The organism is uncultured Parvimonas sp. (genome assembly GCF_963524015.1).
In the GTDB taxonomy this organism is placed as follows: domain Bacteria; phylum Bacillota; class Clostridia; order Tissierellales; family Peptoniphilaceae; genus Parvimonas.
In genome coordinates this window covers 1-19,727 of the sequence record NZ_CAURDT010000010.1, presented here as the reverse complement: position 1 = coordinate 19,727, position 19,727 = coordinate 1, and the positions used below count along the sequence as shown (strand labels likewise).

Below are 19,727 nucleotides of genomic sequence, written 5' to 3'. Positions count from 1 at the left end.
AAAAGCTCTAAAATATAATATTCTAGAACTTTCGAAGTATTGTTTTTTTGTTATTTTTTTGAATTAAATTTATATTTTCTAACTGTGAATTTGCTTTTTATTCCATCAATTGTAATGAATAAAATTTTGTCCTTTGTAACATACATAATAATAAAATAATATAGTACACAAGATACAATTATTGCAAATACTCTAATAAGAAATTGTACATTCAATGTCAATGAATATTTTAAAATATGATTTATTCCATAAGTTATTGCAAAAAACGGAATGGAGCATAGCACATATTTTACATAAGATTTTAATATCCCCTTTATAGAAATAATATTTCTCTTTGTTATAAAGTAAACTTGAATAATCAATACTACAATTTCTGAAAATAAAGTTGTATAAACAAAATATTCAGCTTGAACAACTTTTAATCTAAATAAAACTATATTTAAAACCAAGTTCATAAATCCACCTATAAAATAGAAGGCAGTTATATTCTTTTCATATCCCCTTACAAATAAAACTTGATTTGCAAGTAGTTGATCTAATGCCCACATAACTATTCTAAGCGAAAACAGTTTTAAAATAAACCCAGCTTCTAAATATTTTTCTCCTGCATATATCAGCATTACTTCATTAGATACACAACTTAATCCAATACCCATAGGAATTACCAAGAATAAAAAGGTCTTTGCAACTTGATTTAATAATTCCGTATAATTTTTTTCATCACTATTCCCATGATAATATGAAAGCCTTGGAATACTTACTACTATTATAGAATAAACTACACTTGTAATAAGTTGAGCTATTGACAACGCAAAGGTATAGTAGGAAACTGAAATTTTTGCATCTAATAATGAAAGCACAGCTCTATCTAATGCAGTATATAACATATATGAATTAGCTAAAAGTAACATTCCAATTAATGGTTTTATGTGAATTAAAATATCTTTTAGTTCAATTTTTACAAATTTTACTTTTTTCTTAATATAATAAAAACTAATTAAATAGTTTATAAGATTTGTAATTGATAAGATAAAAGCATAATTAACTATATCATCTGCTTTTCGTACAAATGCAAAAATTGAAACCAGCATAAGTACACGGATAAATAATGTTTTAAAGAGTATAAATCCGTAGTTTTCAAAAGCCTCATTCATCCACTCTATAGTTACAAATTGCGTAAAAATTTGAATACTAAGTGCAATATACAACATATACATATTGGAATTTACATTCACAAGCATATATATTATATACAAAATTCCAATGCTTAAAGAACTTATTACATTTATAGAAAAAAGAACAGTAAAATTTTTACTTATTTCTTTCATATTATTTTTAACTCTACTTATCGAACGAATCCCATAACTGTATATTCCAAATGCAGCAAATGGAATAAACAAATTTAGTATGGAATTTGCAGCATTAAATTCCCCATAAGCCTCCTTGCTCAAAATTCTGGCAAGGTATGGACCTGTAATCAGAGGAAACAGAATATTAAAAACTCTAACTAAAATACTCGCTAAAGCATTAACTTTTATATTTTTTGCCATATTTAAAATTATTCTCCCTATTTTATTCTATAAGCATCTAATAGATGTGATTTATATTCAATTTCTGCATCAGAAGGTTTTTGCATATAATCTCCATAAAATTGAGTTAAAATCTTATCATAATTCTTAGGAGCTGGTACCATCATATCTTCAAAAGGTAATTCTATCAACTCCTCATAAGTTCCCGTTTCAAAAACTTCTTTCATTCCTGTTTTATCGACTCCTACCGCTGCTTCATAAATCCCATTTTCATCAGAATATCTTTCTACAAGTTTTTGAATTTTCTTTGTAAAAAATCTCGGATTTACAAATGCCAACAAATGCCAAAAGACAACTCTACAAAAATCTTTTATTTTACTATCTTTATGAATTATATATTTTTTCTTTATGAAACAAATATGTTTCAAAGTTACCATCAAATGAGCTTTTTTCACAAAATTTAAGTCATTAAATCTATCAATCGGAAATACATCAACAAAAACATTGCTGTCTTTTCTATTTCTCTTTACACTATCTTCCAACAGAGTGTGCTTATCTATAACTACAAGAAAATTTTGGAAATACCAATCACTGTTGTCCTTGGATAAAATTGTATATCTTTCATTATTTTCTTCAAGAATAGCTTTTTGTAATCGCTCATAGTCTTTTCTATATAAAGATATATCAATATCGTCATCCCAAGGAATAAATCCTTTATGTCTAACTGCTCCAAGTAATGTTCCATAGTTTACAAAATATTTTATATTATATTTTTTACAAATATAGTCAATGAACTTTAAAATATCCAATTCATATTTTTTTAGTTCATCAACTGTAAGTCTCTCTTTCATCTTAATCTCCTAATCTATATAATAAGCCTTAATTTCATGAGGATATACTCTCTTTTCAACAGGTGGAAATTCCATATATTCTCCATAGTATTTTTTTAAAATTTCATCATATTTTTTTGGAGCAAAAAATCTACTATTTTCAAACTCTAACTCGATTAATTCATCAAAAGGGTTATAGTCGAAAACATCATCATACTTCCATTTTGAGCAACCTATAAGCCCTAAATATTTTCCGTTATCTTTAACATTCGCTTCAACAATTTTCTTGATTTTCTTAGCAAAATATCTAGGTGAAACTGGTTTTAAAACTGTCCAGAAAAATCTCCTAATAAAATCCTTTAATTTACTATCACCATATTGAATATTTTCTTTTTTCGAAAAAGATAGAAGCTTAAAACTTTCTAACTTATATGTCTTTTCAACTATGCTTAAATCATCGAAGAAATCCATAGGGAAAATATCAATAAAAATTCCTGAATCATAAGTCTTATAATTTCTTTCATCTTCAATTTTAGTCTTTGAATTTACAACTTTAATAAAGTTATTATAATATTTGTCATTTAGTTCCAAAGATAAAATTTTATAAATTCCATCATCTTTTGAAAATAAATCTATAAACTTTTCATAGTCTTTTCTAAACATACAAATATCTATATCGTCATCCCAAGGAATAAATCCCTTATGTCTTACTGCCCCAATCAACGTTCCATAATTTATAAAATATTTTATATCATTTTTAACACAAAAATCGTGAATATATTGTAAAATTTCAAGTTCTATTGATTTTATTTCATCCATAGAAAGATATTTGATTTCCATTAAGCATTTACTCCTTTTTTCTTCAAGTCTTTTAAAAGTAAAAATCTATATAATTTAACATTTAATTTTAACATTATTACTGCAATTCTTCTACCTTTTCTAAAATTCTTATTTTTAAAAATCTTCCAAAAATTCTTCTTTAAAAATCCTAAAACTTCTCTATATTCTTTAATACTTTTGTAATTATCACTCAATAACATTTTATCAAAAACCATAAAATGAGCATATGAAAGCCTGAAAAAAGCAAATTCAGAAAGAGAAGGAACTTCCTTATTTATATAGTCATAAAAATTGGAATAAATTTCTATACAATTCATATTTTTTACAGTATATGGTTTTGTTGTAATACTATTTTCTCTATGAAAATAATAATAATATGCCTTTGTAGTTACAACATATTTCTTTGCATATTTTACAAGCTCAAACTGATAAAAAGCATCCTCATAAATTTTTCCAACAGGAAAAGAGATTTTACTAGCAATTTCATAAGAGATAAGTTTATTACAAATAGTTCCTGGAATTTTTTCTCCAATGAAATACTCTTTTAAAAATCTATCTTTTTCACAACTAAAATACAAATCTTCCTTACATTGTGGTGATTGATTATCAGAATAAACATTATATACTCCACAAATAGATACATCTGCATTTTCGGATTTTATATTTTTATAAAGCTCTTCAACCATATTTTCTGAAATATAATCATCAGAATCTATAAATAATACATATTTACCTGTCGCAAATTTCATTCCATGATTTCTAGCGCTTGACAAACCACCATTTTCTTTTGTATAGAGTTTTGCTCTATTTTCATTTTCAACAAATTCTTTACAAATTTTTTCGCTATTATCAGTTGCTCCATCATTTACTATTATAATCTCTATATTTTTATATGTTTGATTAGCAATTGACTCCAAACATTTTTTTACATATTTTTCTACATTATATACAGGTACAATAATACTTATCTTGTCCATAATTCTCCCTTATATTATAATAATACAAATAGTATACTATAAATCCTTAAAATTTACAATTTTTCACAAAAAACAAAGGAGATATAAATCCCCTTATGATTTTACTTATCTTTTAATTTTGCAAACAAAATTCTTCTTGCTGTATTGTCATCGGGTGTCTTACAAGTTACAAGCATTAGAATTTTTGTGTTTTCATCAATTTTATCAACCTCTGACTTTGGAATATGTTTAGACAATTCTTTTTTCATTGCTTCTACATCTTCATTTCTCTCAGAACTTTGTTCATACAGTGAAGTATCAGGATCTACAAGATCAATTCCAAGTACCTCATATTCTAGTTTTCCTTTTTCTGTATAAAGATAAAATGTCTTATGATTTTCTAAAAATGATTTATCTTCAAATTTTCTCAACTCATAAAATTTTGTCTTATCCCAAATATTATGTCCAAATATATAACTAATTCTATCTGAAAAATCAGGCTTATTATATACATCTAAAAATAATGTTCCAGTAACGGGATAAGTTTTTTTATTAAAATCTCTCCATAGATAGTAATCATTGTCTTTTCCCTGAACAACTGGCTCATCTATATTAGTATCAGGAACTTCTAGCCAACCTATTGAATCAGAATTTAGTTTTTTTAATTCTTCTAAGTTTACCTCTTTTTTAGTCTCTTTTTCTTCACTGTTAAAAACAGACTCTTTTAAATCTCTTAAATCTTTCCCAGCTTTATATGAACCATAATAATCTTTGATTATATTTCCAGCAGAATATATAAAAACACCTAAACATATTACAAAAAGTATATTCCAAAACCATTTTTTAGCTTTGCTCTGTTTTTTCTTTACTTTTTTTACATCTATATCTTCTTTTTTCATATATTAAATCCTTTCATAAGTGTAAAAAGTTAATGTTGGATTTTGACTTTCTCCTTTAATTTTTTCAGTAACTTTCCAAATAGTTTCGTCAATTTTAGGAAAATGACTATCCGCTTCTATTATTTCTTTTTCTTCATATTTTGTAATATACATTCTTGAACAAAAATCAATTAATTGTTTATAAATACTCATTCCCCCACAAACAAAAAATTTTTCTTTTGGATTTTCTTTTACAAATTCAATCAAATCTTTTATATTTTTAAAAGTATTTACTCCTTCAAAAGAAAAATTACTATTTGTCAAAACAATATTTTTTCTTTTTGGAAGCGGTTTAATTTTAAAACCTTCAAAGGTTTTTCTCCCACAAATTATTGAATTGCCACAAGTTTTTTCTTTAAAAAAATTCATATCTTCTTTTAGAAAATACAATAAATTATTATCCTTGCCTATTGCATTAGTTTTTTCAGTAATTGCAACTATTAAATATAAATTATCTAATACCATATTTTTATCCTTTTTATTTTTTATTAAATCACAACTCCTTTTAATAACTATTTTCCGTTGTTGCGATGAAATTATTATACCACAATTCTATATTTTAATCTAATTTTTGTTATTAAGATGTGATATTTATACCCTTAAAAATAAATTATTTTACAAAAAAATTGGAGATATTATCTCCAATTAGTTTTGAAAATGAATTAATTTTCCTTTTGGTTCTATTTCTTTTATCTCAATAAGTTTAAGTTTTACAACTTTTCCAGTTTTATATTTATCGATTATTACTTCACCAATCATTTCATACCATTTATCCTTTTCAGGATATTTTCCATCAGTAATATATTCAAATCCAATTACGCTATCATTATAACAACAACCTGGACCTTCTCGTAAAATTGCATAAATGACTTCTCCAGTATCTTTGTCTTCAAATCTAACATTTTGCCCAGAAATTCTAACTTTCTTGCCAACATATTCATCTTTATTTACATAAATATCATTTACAAGAGCTAAAAAAATTCCGTCAGAAATATTTATTATTCCATCTTTTGAATCAGCATCTCTTTTTTCATTTAATTGTTCTTTAGTAAGTTCATCCTTTTTCTCCGGTTGTTTGTATTCATCTTTTGAATTATCTTGATTTTGATATCTATCAATTTTATAATCGTCAGGATTTTGATTTTTATCAGTTTCAGTAGATTTTTTATCTTTATCTGTTCCTGCATTTTCAGGATCATCTTTTAAAGCACTTTTTAAATCATTTTTATTCTCTTTATTTTTTATAAAATTACTATTACCATCAGCCTTTGAACAAGAACAAAATAAAAGACAAGATAATATTAAACTTAATACTTTTTTATTCACTGATAAACCTCCTTACTATACAAGATAAAATAAATAAAACTAAATTGACTAAAACTACACTAGCTCCTGTTGGAGTTGAGTAGATATATGATAAAGTTATTCCAATAAACAATGCTATTACGGAAATTATAACTGATGAGATTACAACTACTTTATAGCTTTTAAAAATTCGCATAGAAGTCATTGCAGGGAATATAATTAAGCACGAAATAAGCATACTTCCCATAAATTTCATACCAATAACTATAGTTACTGATATTAAAATTGTAACTAAAGTATTATATAAACTTACATTTACTCCGCTTGCCTTTGCAAAATCTTCATCAATAGTTATAGTATATATTTTATTATACAACAAAATATATGAAATTAAAACTATTATCCCTAAAACAAAGCTGATATACATATCACTTCTTTTCATAATTAATATACTTCCAAATAAGTAGTTACAGACATCCACATTTAATCCCTTAGTTACAGCAGTAAATGTTACACCTATAGAAACTGATACACAACTCAATAGAGCAATTGCTGTATCACTACTAATATTATATTTTTCTCCATACTTTAAAAGAATAATTCCCGCTATAATTACTATAGGCATTGAAAATTCTATTGGAGAAATGTCAAAAGAAAGAGCAATTGAAAGTGCTGCAAATGAAACATTAGAAAGTCCAACACCTATCATTGCATATCTTTTCAAGACTAGAGTTATTCCAAGTAATGCAGAGCTTATAGAAATCAAAAGTCCAACGAATATTGCTTTAACCATAAAGGGATAACTTAGCATTTCTGAAATTAAACTAATCAAAATTTATTTCCCCCTTTTCATATTTTTCCCAAACATTTTCTATGACTTTATTTTCTTTTCCTAAAATTAAAGCTCTATTAGAATATTTAAAAGCTTCCTCATCATGACTTATCATAACAATAGTAAGTCCTTCTCTATTTAGTTTTTCTAAAATATCATACAACATTTTTCTAACATTAATATCTAAAGAATTTGTAGGTTCATCTAAAAATATTATCTTTTCAGATACACAAAGACATCTACAAAGCAACACTCTTTGTCTTTGCCCTATTGAAAGTGAACTTATGCTCTTATCTTTAATATCCCAAAGATTTAATTTTTTTAAATTTTCTTTAACAACTTCAGTATCTTTTGAATTATAGAAAAACTTAGAATAAACAGCTCTTGAAGATAAAACAAATTCCCATATTGTTGATGGGAATTCTTTTTTTAATAAAACTTCTTGAGACATATATCCACAAATTCTAAAATTTTTCTTTATTTCTCCTGAAGAGATATTTTTTAAACCTAAAATTCCTTTTAATAATGTAGATTTTCCTACTCCGTTTTTTCCTAAGATGAGGAAGAAATCTCCCTCATCAACGGAAAAACTTAAATCTTCAATTATTTTATTATTTTTGTAAAAAATATTTAAATTTTCACAAACTAACATTTTTTCTTTCATTAATTAAGTCCTTCTTTTAATGCCTCCACATTTTGTTTCATAAGATCTATATAAGTTATACCATTATCGAACTCTTCTTTAGTTACAGTATGAATTGAATGTAAAAGTTTAACTTTTGCTCCTGAATCTTTTGCTACAGTTTCAGCCATTTCTCCTTTTCCCATTTCAATATGATAAACTACTGGGATTTTATTTTCTTTTACATAATCAACCATTTTCTTTATTTGTCCAGCACTTGCTGTTGATTCTACACTACAACCTGAGAATAAAGCTCTATATTCTAATCCTAAATCAGAAAATAAATATCTGAAAGGAAATCTATCAGCTACAACAACTTTTTTAATCTTTGCATTATCAACAACATCATGTAATTCTTTATCTACGCCTTCAAGTTGTTTAATGTAATTATTAGCATTTTCTTTATAGAATTCTGCATTATCTGGATCTTTTTCAACCAATGCATCAGTTATTGTTTTAACCATTTGAATAGCATTTTTTGGTGAAGTCCAATAATGTGGATCCATTTCTTTTTCTGAATCATGATCATGATGTTCTTCATGTTCATCTTTTTCGTCTTTATCATTATGATTATGTTCTTTTTCATTTTTATGATTGTGCTTTTCTTCTTTTTCATGGTCATGGTCATGATCTTTTTCATCATGATCTTCATCTTTATCATCATGGTCATGATCGTGATCATGTTCATGCTTCATTCCTTCAACTGTTTCTTCTTCAAGTTGTTTAATACCATCAACCAATTTTACTACTTTTTTATTTTGCATATCTATACTTTTTGTCAAAGTATCAACCCATTTGTCATGTTCAGTTCCACCATAAATAAAAACATCTGAATTTTCAACTGTTTTTATATCTTGTGGAGTAGGACTAAATGAATGAACGTCTACCGCTGGTTTTACTAGTAATTCTAAATCAACTTTATCTTTTGCAATGGCTCTTGCCATATCATATTCTGGAAAAATTGTAGTTACAACTTTTAATTTAGGTTTTTTTGTTTCTTCTTTTTCTTTTTTCTCAGTTTTTGCAGTACAACCTGTAATTAAAACTGCACCTGCTAATATTAATCCAAAAACTTTTTTTGAAATATTTTTCATATTGTACCCCCTATTTAAGAAATTTTAAAAATTAAAATTTCAAGCATAATTCTAATTCTTTTATATTGTATCACAAAAATAAAAAATTATCCATATAAATAAGAATAATTTTTATTTACATTTAGAAAAAATTTAAATTTTTAATAATGAAATTAAGTTTAAGGTAAATTTGTTTTTATCATAATAGAAAAAAAATACTAAAAGTGTTATAATAAGAATCGATATAATAAATAAGCTTAAGGGGGATTTATGAAAACAATATTTGAAAAGCAACATTTGAAATTTACTCGTAAAGATGGAAGTCTTTTAACAGTAAAAAAAGATGGAGTATCTTATGAAGATGCAAAGAAAGAAAAGAAAAGTTTTGATATCTCATTTGATGAAATTTCTTATATAATAGCTCTTAGCTATTGTAATTCTAATTCAAACTATAACTTGTTATTTGAAAAAAAAGATAAGTCAACACCAATAGACTTTATATCTGACACTACAATTATAAATGATTGTCATAATATTTTAGAAACTAAGTCTATACTTCTAGCTCATGCTGCATATAAACTTACAAAAGATTTTCCAAATAATCTTGATACTTTGGATATAGATTTAGCTCGTAGTTTGAAAGAAAAAGCTATTCATATTTCTAATGGTGTTATCTCCGGAGCAAAGCATAGCATAAATATTAATGAAATTCGTAGAGTACAATGTGCATCAAATGGTACAATTTCAAACCTTTTAATATACAAAAAGGAGAAAAAAACATTCTGGAATATTCCTGATATGAGAATTCCTTGTAATGAAATTACTTTACCTCTAATTGAGGCAATTGTTACAAGAAATACCGGAAATGGAATTGATTTTTCTTGGGGAAATGGCTTCGATCAAAAAAATAGTAACTATATAATAATGAGATATATGGATTCTAACTTTTTTATAAATAATGATGGTACTTTTGATACAGAATGGCAAAAACAAATATATAATAGAATTCGTATATTTGATCATGATCTTGAATATTTATTAAATAAATAGATTTCTATGGAGGTTTTTTATGAACAGAAATTTTAATGAATTCAATATTTCAATTCTTTCAGATTTTTATGAATACACTATGGCTCAAGGGTATTTTAATGAAAATTTGGATAACAAAATTACTTATTTTGATATTTTTTATAGAGAAAATCCGGATGGTGCAAGTTATGCAATCTTTTCCGGATTGGAACATTTAACTCAAATTCTTAATTCAATGAGATTTAATGATGAAGATATAGAATATTTTAAATCTTTAAATACTTTTGATGATAAATTTTTAAATTTTTTAAAAAATTTTAAATTTGAATGTGATATATGGTCCGTTCCTGAAGGAAGTGTAATATTTCCTTATGAACCTATAATGACCGTTAGAGGTCCTGCTGTTCAAGCGCAGTTAATAGAAACCATAGCTTTACTAATAATAAATCACGAAAGTTTAATTGCAACAAAATCAAATAGAATAAAAAGGGCTGCGAAAGGTAGAGCAGTTATGGAATTTGGTGCGAGACGTGCACAGGGAATTGACGCATCCGTATATGGAGCAAAAGCCTCATATATTGCAGGTATAGATGGCACTTCTAATGTCTTGACCGGAAAATTATTTAATATTCCTGTACTTGGAACAATGGCTCACTCTTGGGTACAAATGTTTGATACAGAATTGGAAGCTTTTAAAGCTTTTGCAAAATCTTTTCCAAATAATTGTGTATTACTTGTTGACACTTACAATACCTTACAATCAGGTATTCCAAATGCAATAAAGACTTTTGATGAAATTCTAAAACCTATGGGAATAAGGCCAAAAGGAATTAGACTTGATAGTGGAGATTTAGCTTATCTTTCTAAACAAGCAAGAAAAATGTTGGATAATGCAGGATATGAAGATGCTCAAATTGTAGTTTCAAACTCGCTTGATGAATATACTATTAGAGATTTATTACACCAAGGAGCTCAAATTGATTCATTCGGTATTGGTGAAAGACTTATAACTTCAAAAACTCATCCGGTTTTTGGTGGAGTTTATAAATTAGTTGCCATTGAAGAAAACGGAAAAATTATTCCAAAGATTAAAGTTTCAGAAAATGTTGATAAAATAACAACACCAGGGGTTAAAAATCTATATAGAATATATGATAAAAAGACAAAAAAAGCTGAAGCTGATTTAATTACTCTATTCGATGAAAAAATTGATGAAAGTAAACCAATTTCTATTTTTCATCCAATTTATACTTGGAAAACTACAACTTATGAAGATTATATCTTAAGACCAATGCTAAAACAAATTTTCAAAAATGGAGAGTTAATCTACAAACTTCCAGATATAAAAGAAATTAGAGAATATTGTGCAAGTGAAATTGAAAGTCTTTGGGATGAGTTTAAAAGATTTGATAATCCTCACATATATAAAGTCGATCTTTCAAAAGACTTATGGGAATTAAAAAATAATCTATTAAAGGAAACAATAAGAATATCTAAAAAAACAAAAAAACAGAGTGAATAAATCACTCTGTTTTTCATTGTAAAAAACAAATTTAAAATTCTTAATTGATGTAACACATCATTGAAATTATAATCTTCTTAATAATCTCTTAAATAGTTTTCTGTCTATTAAATATGATATTATTGCAGTTAATAAAATAATGCATATATTAGCTAAAATAACTGCAGGTACTTTATAATCCCATTTAATCATCTTTACAGTTACAAATATAAGTAATGCATATAATCCATAATTAATCAAAATTGAAACAAATACACTTATTCCACCAGAACCGCCATTCATAGCTTCTTTTGGTGTTTTCCAATCAAAATATGGATTAATTAATCCCAAAATCATATTTAAACTTCCACTTGTAAATAAAGTTAATGACATTCCAAGGATAACTGCAAGATATAAAATAGGATTAAAGATATATAAAATCATTGATAATAATATTACTATTATTGCAGAAATAAAGTGCAATACTTGACAAGCAATAATTCTTGACATTATATGCGTATTAATTCCTATTGGAGCAGTAGCTATTACCCAAAAAGCCTTTCCTTCTCTTGATACAGAACTTGTAGTAAGTGATGAAAGTCCACAGAAAAGTCCTAGAATAGCACCAATTCCAAATGCTATTGCTAATAAATATCCTATTGGTTGGTTAGATACTACAAAATTTACAGCAAATTTAAATTGAGATTTAAATTTAAGTCCATAATATACTGCTATACAAGACATAATAACTACCATTAAATCAATCATAACTACTTGCATAAAATATGTTGGAGTTGTTATGATTTGATTAAATTCTTTCTTTATTAATACAATAAGTTTATATTGTCTTGCATGTGCAACACCTTGTTTTTTTCTTTTTTCAATAACTGCTTTGCTTTCTTGTGAAACGACATTTACACTTCTCAAAATTTCAAGATAATTTCTCTCTGCAAAGAATTTTAATAAAAATGAAAGAATTATGCAAATAATTAATCCAATTCCTAAATTTACAACAGAAGTCATAATATCATTAGAAATAACTATTTTCTTAATCCAAACTACAAAGAAAAATATTGATGAAAGTTTTTTATCAAAATCTACAAGAATTTTTCCAAGATTAACTCCTAGTGCTGGATTTGATGCAGCTTGAGTAAAAATCATATATACAATAAATAATCCAATTGTAAATAATCCATAAATCAATTTTAAAAATCTGTTGAATATTTTACTAGTTCTAAGTAATTTACCAAAAATAAGTATTATAACCCCAGTTAATAAAATTGCCTCTAAATTAAGTAAAATCAATCCTAGAAAAGTAAAGATGTAAAAATCAATTCCTTTTCCAAGTGTATATCCAGTTACTCCAAATGCTATAACAAAAATCAAAAAGAATGATATGAAAAATGTTATTGCTAAGGAATAAATTCTTGATAAAAATATATCACTACCAGATACTGGCAAAGATAATAATATTTCAGTTTCATTATTCTTTTCAATGAATACAAAAGCTGTTGCCAATGATAAGAATAGTGTTATAACAAAAATTCCTACAGAAAAAGTAGTTATACTTGCACTACCTATTGCTGTTTGAAAATTACTAGCTAAGAATTTCCCAAGTTTAGGAGCTCCCCAGATAAACATTATAGCAAGAAATATTATGCCTGCAGCACCTTGAAAACTGGCTGCTCTTTTTCCTTTTGTTTTTAAATTTTGTCCTATAGATAAAATTGCAAAAAAATCAATTGAAACAAAATATTTTATTAAAGTCCATAATTTAGATTGCTTCATTGTCAGTCAACTCCAAGAATATTCTTTCCAAATCTTCATTAGAATGATCTGCAGATTTCAATTCTGATAAACTTCCACAAAATGCAATTTTTCCTTTGTTAATAATAACTAATTTATCACAAATTTTTTCTGCAACTTCCATAACATGTGTTGAAAATATTACAGTATTTCCAGCATCAGCAAACTCTCTTAAAATATTTTTTAAATTAAAAGAAGTTTTAACATCTAGTCCAACCATTGGTTCATCAAGAATTAAAACCTTAGGAGAAGTAATCAACGCTCCAATCAATACTAATTTTTGACGCATACCATGTGAATAACTATCTATTGTACTGTAAATTGCATCTCCTAACTCTAATTTCTTATTATACTCTTCAATTTTTTCTTTTCTGACTTCTTCATCTATACCATAAATATCAGCGATAAAATTCAAGTACTTTATTCCAGTCATTTTTGTATAAATATCTGGATTATCAGGAACATAACTAATCATTTCTTTTACCTTTATAGAGTTTTCAAGAGTATCAACTCCATTAACTGTAATTTTACCTTCTGTTTGTTCTAAAATTCCAACCAACATTTTTAGACTTGTACTCTTTCCCGCTCCATTAGGACCTAGAAATCCAAAAATTTCTCCCTCATCAATAGTAAAACTGATATTATCAACAGCTTTAACTCCTTTAGAAAAAATTTTTGTTACATTTTTGAACTGAATCATTTATAATACCTCCTTATCAAATATTAAAAAGTTTTAATTGTATCGATTAAAAACTTTTACCAGCTAATTTTATCACATTTTTAGATAAAAAATCAACATTAATCTTTTAACATTATTTTATTTTTATTAATTATTTTTTCCAAGAATTTCCTGTTTTATAATCTATTTCAATATCGGGTTGAACATTAAAACAATATACATTAAATTTAATCGCCTTTCCATTATCTTCAATGGAAATGGCCTCTAGCTGGACACCTCTTGCTACAAGTTCTTTATCTATAAAAATAGGAGTTACTCTATATCTTACATGATTATTTGTTTCCTTTACATAATCGGCTATCATATTTTCAAAAGGTAACATTCCTTTTGTATTCAAATATCTTGTTCCTGTTATTAAGTTTCTTTTATTTGCATTTTCTCCTGCAAGTTGAAACCCTATCAAATGGCAACGATTATATAAATTTCCACCATCTATTCCGTTATATTTAACAGATTTCCATCCTGTTGGCTTTACTGAGGAAATATTCTCTCTTTTTGAAGTTGGCATTAAGTCTTGACCAATTATTGAATCAGCAACTCCACATCTTTTTAAGGAATCAAGTTCTGAATATTTTTCAAAAGATTCAGCAACTAGTTCACTTTTATCAAAATTTGGTTCATTATTATTTATGACTACATAAGGTTTCCCGTTATATTCTGGAAGTTTGTTTATATCAAGTCCAACGATATTAGTATTACTGGTATTTTTATTTTCAACATACCTATATGTAAAAAAAGCAATAAATAATGCAATAATAATAAGTAATAAAGTTCCAAAAATCTTAATATTTTTCTTATCAATTCTAATCTTATTATTCATCTTTATTCTCCTTTACAAATATTTTTCTAGTAATTTTTTCATGGCTTTTTCCTTTAAATTCTAAAACTTCTTTTTCCTTCCAACAATCTTGTTCAAACTCATCAAATGTTTCATCAAAAGGATAATCTCTATTCCAAAAATAGACTATTATTTCATCAACAAAAGGTAAAAATTTATCTAAAAATTCTCCTTCATATAAAAATACTGAGTCTTCAAGAATATCTGTATCTTCGTCAATAATTTCAAAATTAAATTCTATTTCCTTATATAAATCGTAGCTATAACCTGTTAAAAAAATTTTTGAATTTCCAATCAATTCAAAGAGATTTTTTCTTTGCAACTCATCTTGACTTTGTCTTTTACCAAAAAACCTAATACCATTATTTTCATCTAAACAAACTACTAATTTCATTTATTTTTCTTTTCACTCCTTAAATTTTTAAAAAAATCTTGCAAAATTTCTAAACATTCTTGTTCCAATACTCCTAGCTTTATAATTGATCTATGATTAAGTTCCTGCCTATCTAATACATTTTCGATTGAACCACAAAAACCCCTTTTCACATCCATTACTCCAATAATTACTCTATTTATCCTACTATTTACAATAGCTCCTGCACACATGCAACAAGGTTCAAGAGTTACAAAAAGTTCAGTATCTTCAAGTCTAAAATCGCCCAGTTTTTGTCCCGCTTTATTGATAGCAATAATTTCTGCATGATAAACTCCACTTTTTCTACTCAAAACTTGATTATGTCCTCTAGCTATTACCTTATCATCTTTAACAATTACACAACCAACTGGTACTTCTCCCTTATCATAAGCTTTTTTTGCCTCTTTCAAAGCAAGACTCATGAAATATTCATCTCTATTCATAAAACTTATCCAAATCAAAAATTACAAAATTTTCTAATTTATCCAAATTTTCAATTACTGGACTTCCGCCTTTCTTAAGTACTGCAAAAATTCTATTATTTTCAAAAAGAGAAATTAATTTTTTACAGTATTCTTTTAAATGTAATTCCTTATTTCCAATCTCATCAAAGACTAAAATATCATTATCTTTAAAACTTTCAATAAATTCATAACTTTTTTTCAAGAAGATCTCGTCAAAGAATTTCATTTCTTTTTCTCTTTCTCCAATAACAAATCTTTCTTCTGTTCCATATCTAAAAAGTTCAATTCGAAATTTATCAGTAATAACAAGCTCAGTCATAATTCCATCAATTTTAGAATTTTTGTAATATTTTTCTATAAAAGCATTTAAAAGTGTACTTTTCCCAACTTTAATATTACCAGTTATCAAAATATGATTTCTACCATTATCAACTTCTCGTAAACTCTCAACTAAAAAATCTAAATCTTTAAAATTTGTCATATAAAATCTCCATTAAATAAAGACCATTTGGACTTAAAGTTACTCCAGCCTTAGTTCTATCTTCACTATCTAAAATTTTTTCAAGTTCATCTTCTTCAATTAATCCTCTACCAATGTCTACCAGAGTTCCTACCATTATTCTAACTTGATTTCTAATAAAACTTTGACCCTTAATCAAAAAAATTAAGTCATTATTTTCTTTATATATTTCAAAAGAATTAATCTCCCTAATAGGATTAGTATTACCTGTTCTTGGGCCCATAAATGACTTAAAGCTCTTTTTCCCAATAAAATATTCTTTTGCTCTTTGCATTTTCTCGATATCTAAAGGGTACGGAAAATTTGCCTTATAATTATAGTAAATAGGATCCATAACTTCATCTAAATTTAAAATATATTTATATGTTTTCATCTTTGCATCAAATCTTGAATGAAAATTTTCAGAAACCTCCTTAGAATCTAAAACTCTAACTCCAATAGGCAAAAAATGATTTAAAGCGGTTTTAAAATTTAAATTTCCTACATTACTTTCAGTATGAAAATTAATTATATGTCTTAAAGAATGGACACCTCTATCAGTTCTTCCTGCTGAAATAATATTAATATTTTCTCCGGTAATTTTCTTTAGGGCATTCTCTATCTCTCCCTGAACAGTTACAACATTTTCTTGCTTTTGAAATCCAAAAAACAAGCTTCCATCGTAGCTAATTGTGAGCATAATATTTCTCATAAATATCTCCATTTTTATAATATTCTAGACTATTATTCTATCATAATATTTATAATATGTACAATTTTGAAAGTAAATCTTGTCAACATTAAATCGCTCTAATTAATACTATTAAAAAAGAACTTTTACTATGAGTAAAAGTTCTCCTTACATTAATGGTGCAAACAGCCTTAACAGCGATTGCAATATTCTTGCTATTAATTTTCTTGATTTTATCCACTCTGGAGTAATCTCTATAGATTCTTTTAAAGTATTTTCGAAATCTTCCTTAACATCCTTTACTATAGGAGTTCCAAATGTCCAAACTGCACATTCAAAGTGAAGATAAAGACTCCTGTAATCTAAATTAATACTCCCTATTACAACAAATCCATCATCACAAAGGAAATTCTTCGCATGGATAAATCCCTTTTCAAATTCATATATTTTCACTCCGTTTTCTACAAGATTTTTATAAAAAGACCTGGTAAGTAAGTGAACATATTTTTTATCTGGTATATGTGGTGTTATAATTCTAACATCAACTCCTGTTTTTGCAGCACTTATTAAAGCTTTTTCCATTTCCCAAGTTATTATTAAATAGGGTGTTGTTATATAAATATATCTATTTGCTCGTCTAATCATATTAAGATACATATTTTCACTTGTAGATTCCATAACTGGTGTTTCAGAAAAAGGAATTACTACGCCAAGATCGTCCTTAATACTGGATTTTTTTTCAAGGTCACTTTTATCATACAAACTCAAAATATCAGTATTTTCTCCAGTTGAATAGTCCCAAAGAGAAATAAACATATTTATGAAAGAGGCTACAGCATGACCTTCAAGCTTTAAAACTGAATCTTTCCAATAACCATATTTTTCGTATAAATTTATATACTCATCAGCTATATTAATTCCACCAGTATAAGCAATTTTTCCATCAATAATAGTCATTTTTCTATGAGTCCTATTATTATGTTTTGGTAAAATAATACCTTTAACTTGATTAAATTCTACAACTTTTATTCCAGAATTTCTAATATCAGCAAGTTTTTTATTTGAAATTGTAAAAATGCTACCTAAATCATCTACAATAATTTTAACTTCTACTCCATTTTTTACTTTTTGTTTTAGTATTCTTAAAACAGAATCCAAGAAAAAACCTTCTGAAATAATAAAATATTCCATAAAAATAAACTTTTCTGCTGATTTTAAATCATTTAAATACTCATCAAAACTCTCTTCTCCTGAAGAAAAATACTTTGTTTTAGTATTAAAAAAAATTGGGCTCCCAGTCACACTATTTATATACTTAGCTTGTCTATAAACATTCATATCAGCCGCATTCAAATTTTCAATATCATAATCCTTTGAAAGATCCATTGAATCTTTAAACTTTATGGAAAAATTAAAAAGTCTTTTTTTAACAGACTTCAAAAGTCTTTTTTCTCCAAAAGTTAAATAAATTAATCCGCCTAAAAATGGAAGTACAACTACAATTAGTATCCAAGTTATTTTAAATGCTGGATTAATATTATCATTTATAATAATAAATGTGAAAATTATACCAAAAATCAAATTTGTTCCATACAAGTAAATAAAATATCTATTAAAATAGATTATAAACAATGTTAAAAGAGCTAGTTGAATTAAAACCATACAAAATATGAAAAAAATCCTACTAAAAATAAAATTAAAAAAACTTTTCATTATTTTCTCCTATGCAAAAACAGTGAAATTTCTATTTCCACATAACTCTTTATGTCATATGGGTGTTTGTTTATTCACTATAAATAAAAAGTACATTTAATAATGTACTTTCTTGGCGTTCTTGGCGGGAATCGAACCCACAACGGTCCCTTAGGAGGGGACTGTTATATCCGTTTAACTACAAGAACATAAGAAAAGAAGGCTATGAGCTTTCTTTTAATTTTTTAAATTCTTCTCTCTCCATCTTAGAAAAGATACAACCACAATAATCTTGCCTATACATTCCAAACATCAAAGAAAGTTCAACACTCCTTTTATATCCATTTCTCTTTTTAAAATCAGACGGAAGATGCTTTACTCCAACTTCTTCAGAAATTTTCTGTCCTATCTGATTTAAAATTTGTGAATTTTTATGAGGACTAATTGTGAGCGTTGTTGTAAAATAGTCAAAATTTTCAGATTTTGCTAATAATGCAGCTTCTCTTAATCGTAATTCATAACAATTATGGCAACGAACAGAACCCTCTTTCATTTTTTCCATTCCCTTTACAATTTTATAAAATCTATCAACATCATACTTACCAACAACCATATTTATAGGATATTTTCCATTAATTTTTTTAATCAATTTTCTTTGCTCTTCAACTCTAAAAAAATATTCTTCTTTAGGGTAAATATTTGGATTATAGTAAAAAATTGTAATTCTAAAATAATTAGACAAATATTCAAGACAATAACTACTACAAGGTCCACAACATGAATGTAGTAGAAGAGTTGGAACAATATTATTTTTTTCATTTTCTTTTATTATATTGTCTAATAATAATTGATAATTCTCTTTCATATTTGCCTCCTTATCATATAATTTTAACACAAATATGCTTTAAAATCAAATCTTGAGTAATTATATAATATAATAATATAATATAAATTTTTTATTCAATTTAAGCCAACTTTTGCACAAAAAAAGAATAATCTTTCGATTATTCTTATGGTTGCGGGAGCAGGATTTGAACCTACGACCTTCGGGTTATGAGCCCGACGAGC

Annotated in this window: 21 protein-coding genes and 1 tRNA gene; 2 read left to right on the top strand and 20 right to left on the bottom strand. The window is 26.2% G+C overall.

Annotated features, from left to right (window positions below; genetic code table 11):
- Positions 1–50: 50 nt before the first annotated feature.
- The 10 genes from RWJ08_RS07205 to RWJ08_RS07160 form a co-directional block, all read right to left on the bottom strand.
- The gene (locus RWJ08_RS07205) at positions 51–1,550 is read right to left on the bottom strand and encodes an oligosaccharide flippase family protein (protein WP_293440169.1); all 1,500 of its coding nucleotides are present in this window, start codon (positions 1,548–1,550) and stop codon (positions 51–53) included.
- 17 nt (positions 1,551–1,567) lie between these two features.
- Positions 1,568–2,380, bottom strand: coding sequence for a LicD family protein (locus tag RWJ08_RS07200; RefSeq protein WP_313961603.1), 813 nt, complete (start codon positions 2,378–2,380; stop codon positions 1,568–1,570).
- 9 nt (positions 2,381–2,389) lie between these two features.
- Positions 2,390–3,193: a phosphorylcholine transferase LicD gene (locus tag RWJ08_RS07195; RefSeq protein ID WP_399533644.1), complete on the bottom strand. Its 804-nt coding sequence runs from the start codon at positions 3,191–3,193 to the stop codon at positions 2,390–2,392.
- A 5-nt stretch (positions 3,194–3,198) separates the two neighbouring features.
- On the bottom strand, positions 3,199–4,176 hold the full coding sequence (locus RWJ08_RS07190; RefSeq protein WP_313961601.1) for a glycosyltransferase family 2 protein: 978 nt from the start codon (positions 4,174–4,176) through the stop codon (positions 3,199–3,201).
- A gap of 101 nt (positions 4,177–4,277) precedes the next feature.
- Complete coding sequence (gene srtB, locus RWJ08_RS07185) at positions 4,278–5,054, bottom strand: class B sortase (protein WP_313961600.1); 777 nt, start codon at positions 5,052–5,054, stop codon at positions 4,278–4,280.
- 3 nt (positions 5,055–5,057) lie between these two features.
- Positions 5,058–5,558, bottom strand: coding sequence for a dihydrofolate reductase (locus RWJ08_RS07180; RefSeq protein WP_293440159.1), 501 nt, complete (start codon positions 5,556–5,558; stop codon positions 5,058–5,060).
- A 180-nt stretch (positions 5,559–5,738) separates the two neighbouring features.
- Positions 5,739–6,419 (bottom strand): DUF1980 domain-containing protein, encoded by a 681-nt coding sequence (locus tag RWJ08_RS07175; protein ID WP_293440157.1) that lies wholly within the window; start codon positions 6,417–6,419, stop codon positions 5,739–5,741.
- The gene (locus RWJ08_RS07170) at positions 6,412–7,230 is read right to left on the bottom strand and encodes a metal ABC transporter permease (protein ID WP_293440155.1); all 819 of its coding nucleotides are present in this window, start codon (positions 7,228–7,230) and stop codon (positions 6,412–6,414) included. The genes RWJ08_RS07175 and RWJ08_RS07170 overlap by 8 nt, the downstream gene beginning before the upstream one ends.
- A complete protein-coding gene (locus RWJ08_RS07165) occupies positions 7,223–7,894 on the bottom strand; it encodes a metal ABC transporter ATP-binding protein (RefSeq protein WP_293440153.1) in 672 nt (223 codons plus the stop codon). The genes RWJ08_RS07170 and RWJ08_RS07165 overlap by 8 nt, the downstream gene beginning before the upstream one ends.
- Positions 7,894–9,006: a metal ABC transporter substrate-binding protein gene (locus RWJ08_RS07160; protein ID WP_313961599.1), complete on the bottom strand. Its 1,113-nt coding sequence runs from the start codon at positions 9,004–9,006 to the stop codon at positions 7,894–7,896. Before RWJ08_RS07160 ends, RWJ08_RS07165 begins: the two co-directional genes overlap by 1 nt.
- 249 nt (positions 9,007–9,255) lie before the next feature.
- Between RWJ08_RS07160 and RWJ08_RS07155 the strand changes: the two genes are divergently transcribed.
- Positions 9,256–10,035 (top strand): hypothetical protein, encoded by a 780-nt coding sequence (locus RWJ08_RS07155; RefSeq protein ID WP_313961598.1) that lies wholly within the window; start codon positions 9,256–9,258, stop codon positions 10,033–10,035.
- Positions 10,036–10,054: 19 nt separating this feature from the next.
- Positions 10,055–11,536, top strand: a complete 1,482-nt coding sequence (locus RWJ08_RS07150; RefSeq protein ID WP_313961597.1) for a nicotinate phosphoribosyltransferase — start codon at positions 10,055–10,057, stop codon at positions 11,534–11,536.
- A 66-nt stretch (positions 11,537–11,602) separates the two neighbouring features.
- On the opposite strand, the gene RWJ08_RS07145 is transcribed toward RWJ08_RS07150, so the two are convergent.
- The 10 genes from RWJ08_RS07145 to RWJ08_RS07100 all read right to left on the bottom strand — a co-directional run bounded on the left by RWJ08_RS07145 (position 11,603) and on the right by RWJ08_RS07100 (position 19,524).
- Positions 11,603–13,303 carry a hypothetical protein gene (locus tag RWJ08_RS07145; protein WP_313961596.1) on the bottom strand — a complete coding sequence of 567 codons (1,701 nt, stop codon included), beginning with the start codon at positions 13,301–13,303 and terminating at the stop codon, positions 11,603–11,605.
- Positions 13,290–14,021 carry an ABC transporter ATP-binding protein gene (locus RWJ08_RS07140; RefSeq protein WP_313961595.1) on the bottom strand — a complete coding sequence of 244 codons (732 nt, stop codon included), beginning with the start codon at positions 14,019–14,021 and terminating at the stop codon, positions 13,290–13,292. The genes RWJ08_RS07145 and RWJ08_RS07140 overlap by 14 nt, the downstream gene beginning before the upstream one ends.
- A 130-nt stretch (positions 14,022–14,151) precedes the next feature.
- Complete coding sequence (locus RWJ08_RS07135; protein ID WP_313961594.1) at positions 14,152–14,880, bottom strand: DNA/RNA non-specific endonuclease; 729 nt, start codon at positions 14,878–14,880, stop codon at positions 14,152–14,154.
- Positions 14,873–15,292 (bottom strand): hypothetical protein, encoded by a 420-nt coding sequence (locus RWJ08_RS07130; RefSeq protein WP_313961593.1) that lies wholly within the window; start codon positions 15,290–15,292, stop codon positions 14,873–14,875. Before RWJ08_RS07130 ends, RWJ08_RS07135 begins: the two co-directional genes overlap by 8 nt.
- On the bottom strand, positions 15,289–15,756 hold the full coding sequence (gene tadA, locus RWJ08_RS07125; RefSeq protein ID WP_313961592.1) for a tRNA adenosine(34) deaminase TadA: 468 nt from the start codon (positions 15,754–15,756) through the stop codon (positions 15,289–15,291). Before tadA ends, RWJ08_RS07130 begins: the two co-directional genes overlap by 4 nt.
- On the bottom strand, positions 15,749–16,258 hold the full coding sequence (locus RWJ08_RS07120) for a nucleoside-triphosphatase (RefSeq protein WP_313961591.1): 510 nt from the start codon (positions 16,256–16,258) through the stop codon (positions 15,749–15,751). Before RWJ08_RS07120 ends, tadA begins: the two co-directional genes overlap by 8 nt.
- Positions 16,245–16,988: a tRNA pseudouridine(38-40) synthase TruA gene (gene truA / locus RWJ08_RS07115; RefSeq protein ID WP_313961590.1), complete on the bottom strand. Its 744-nt coding sequence runs from the start codon at positions 16,986–16,988 to the stop codon at positions 16,245–16,247. Before truA ends, RWJ08_RS07120 begins: the two co-directional genes overlap by 14 nt.
- A 147-nt stretch (positions 16,989–17,135) precedes the next feature.
- A complete protein-coding gene (gene cls, locus RWJ08_RS07110) occupies positions 17,136–18,680 on the bottom strand; it encodes a cardiolipin synthase (protein ID WP_313961589.1) in 1,545 nt (514 codons plus the stop codon).
- A 113-nt stretch (positions 18,681–18,793) separates the two neighbouring features.
- Positions 18,794–18,868: transfer RNA gene (locus RWJ08_RS07105), tRNA-Arg, on the bottom strand.
- Between the two features lie 14 nt (positions 18,869–18,882).
- Entirely contained in the window at positions 18,883–19,524 is a 642-nt protein-coding gene (locus tag RWJ08_RS07100) for an epoxyqueuosine reductase QueH (RefSeq protein WP_313961588.1), read from the bottom strand.
- Positions 19,525–19,727 lie beyond the last annotated feature (203 nt).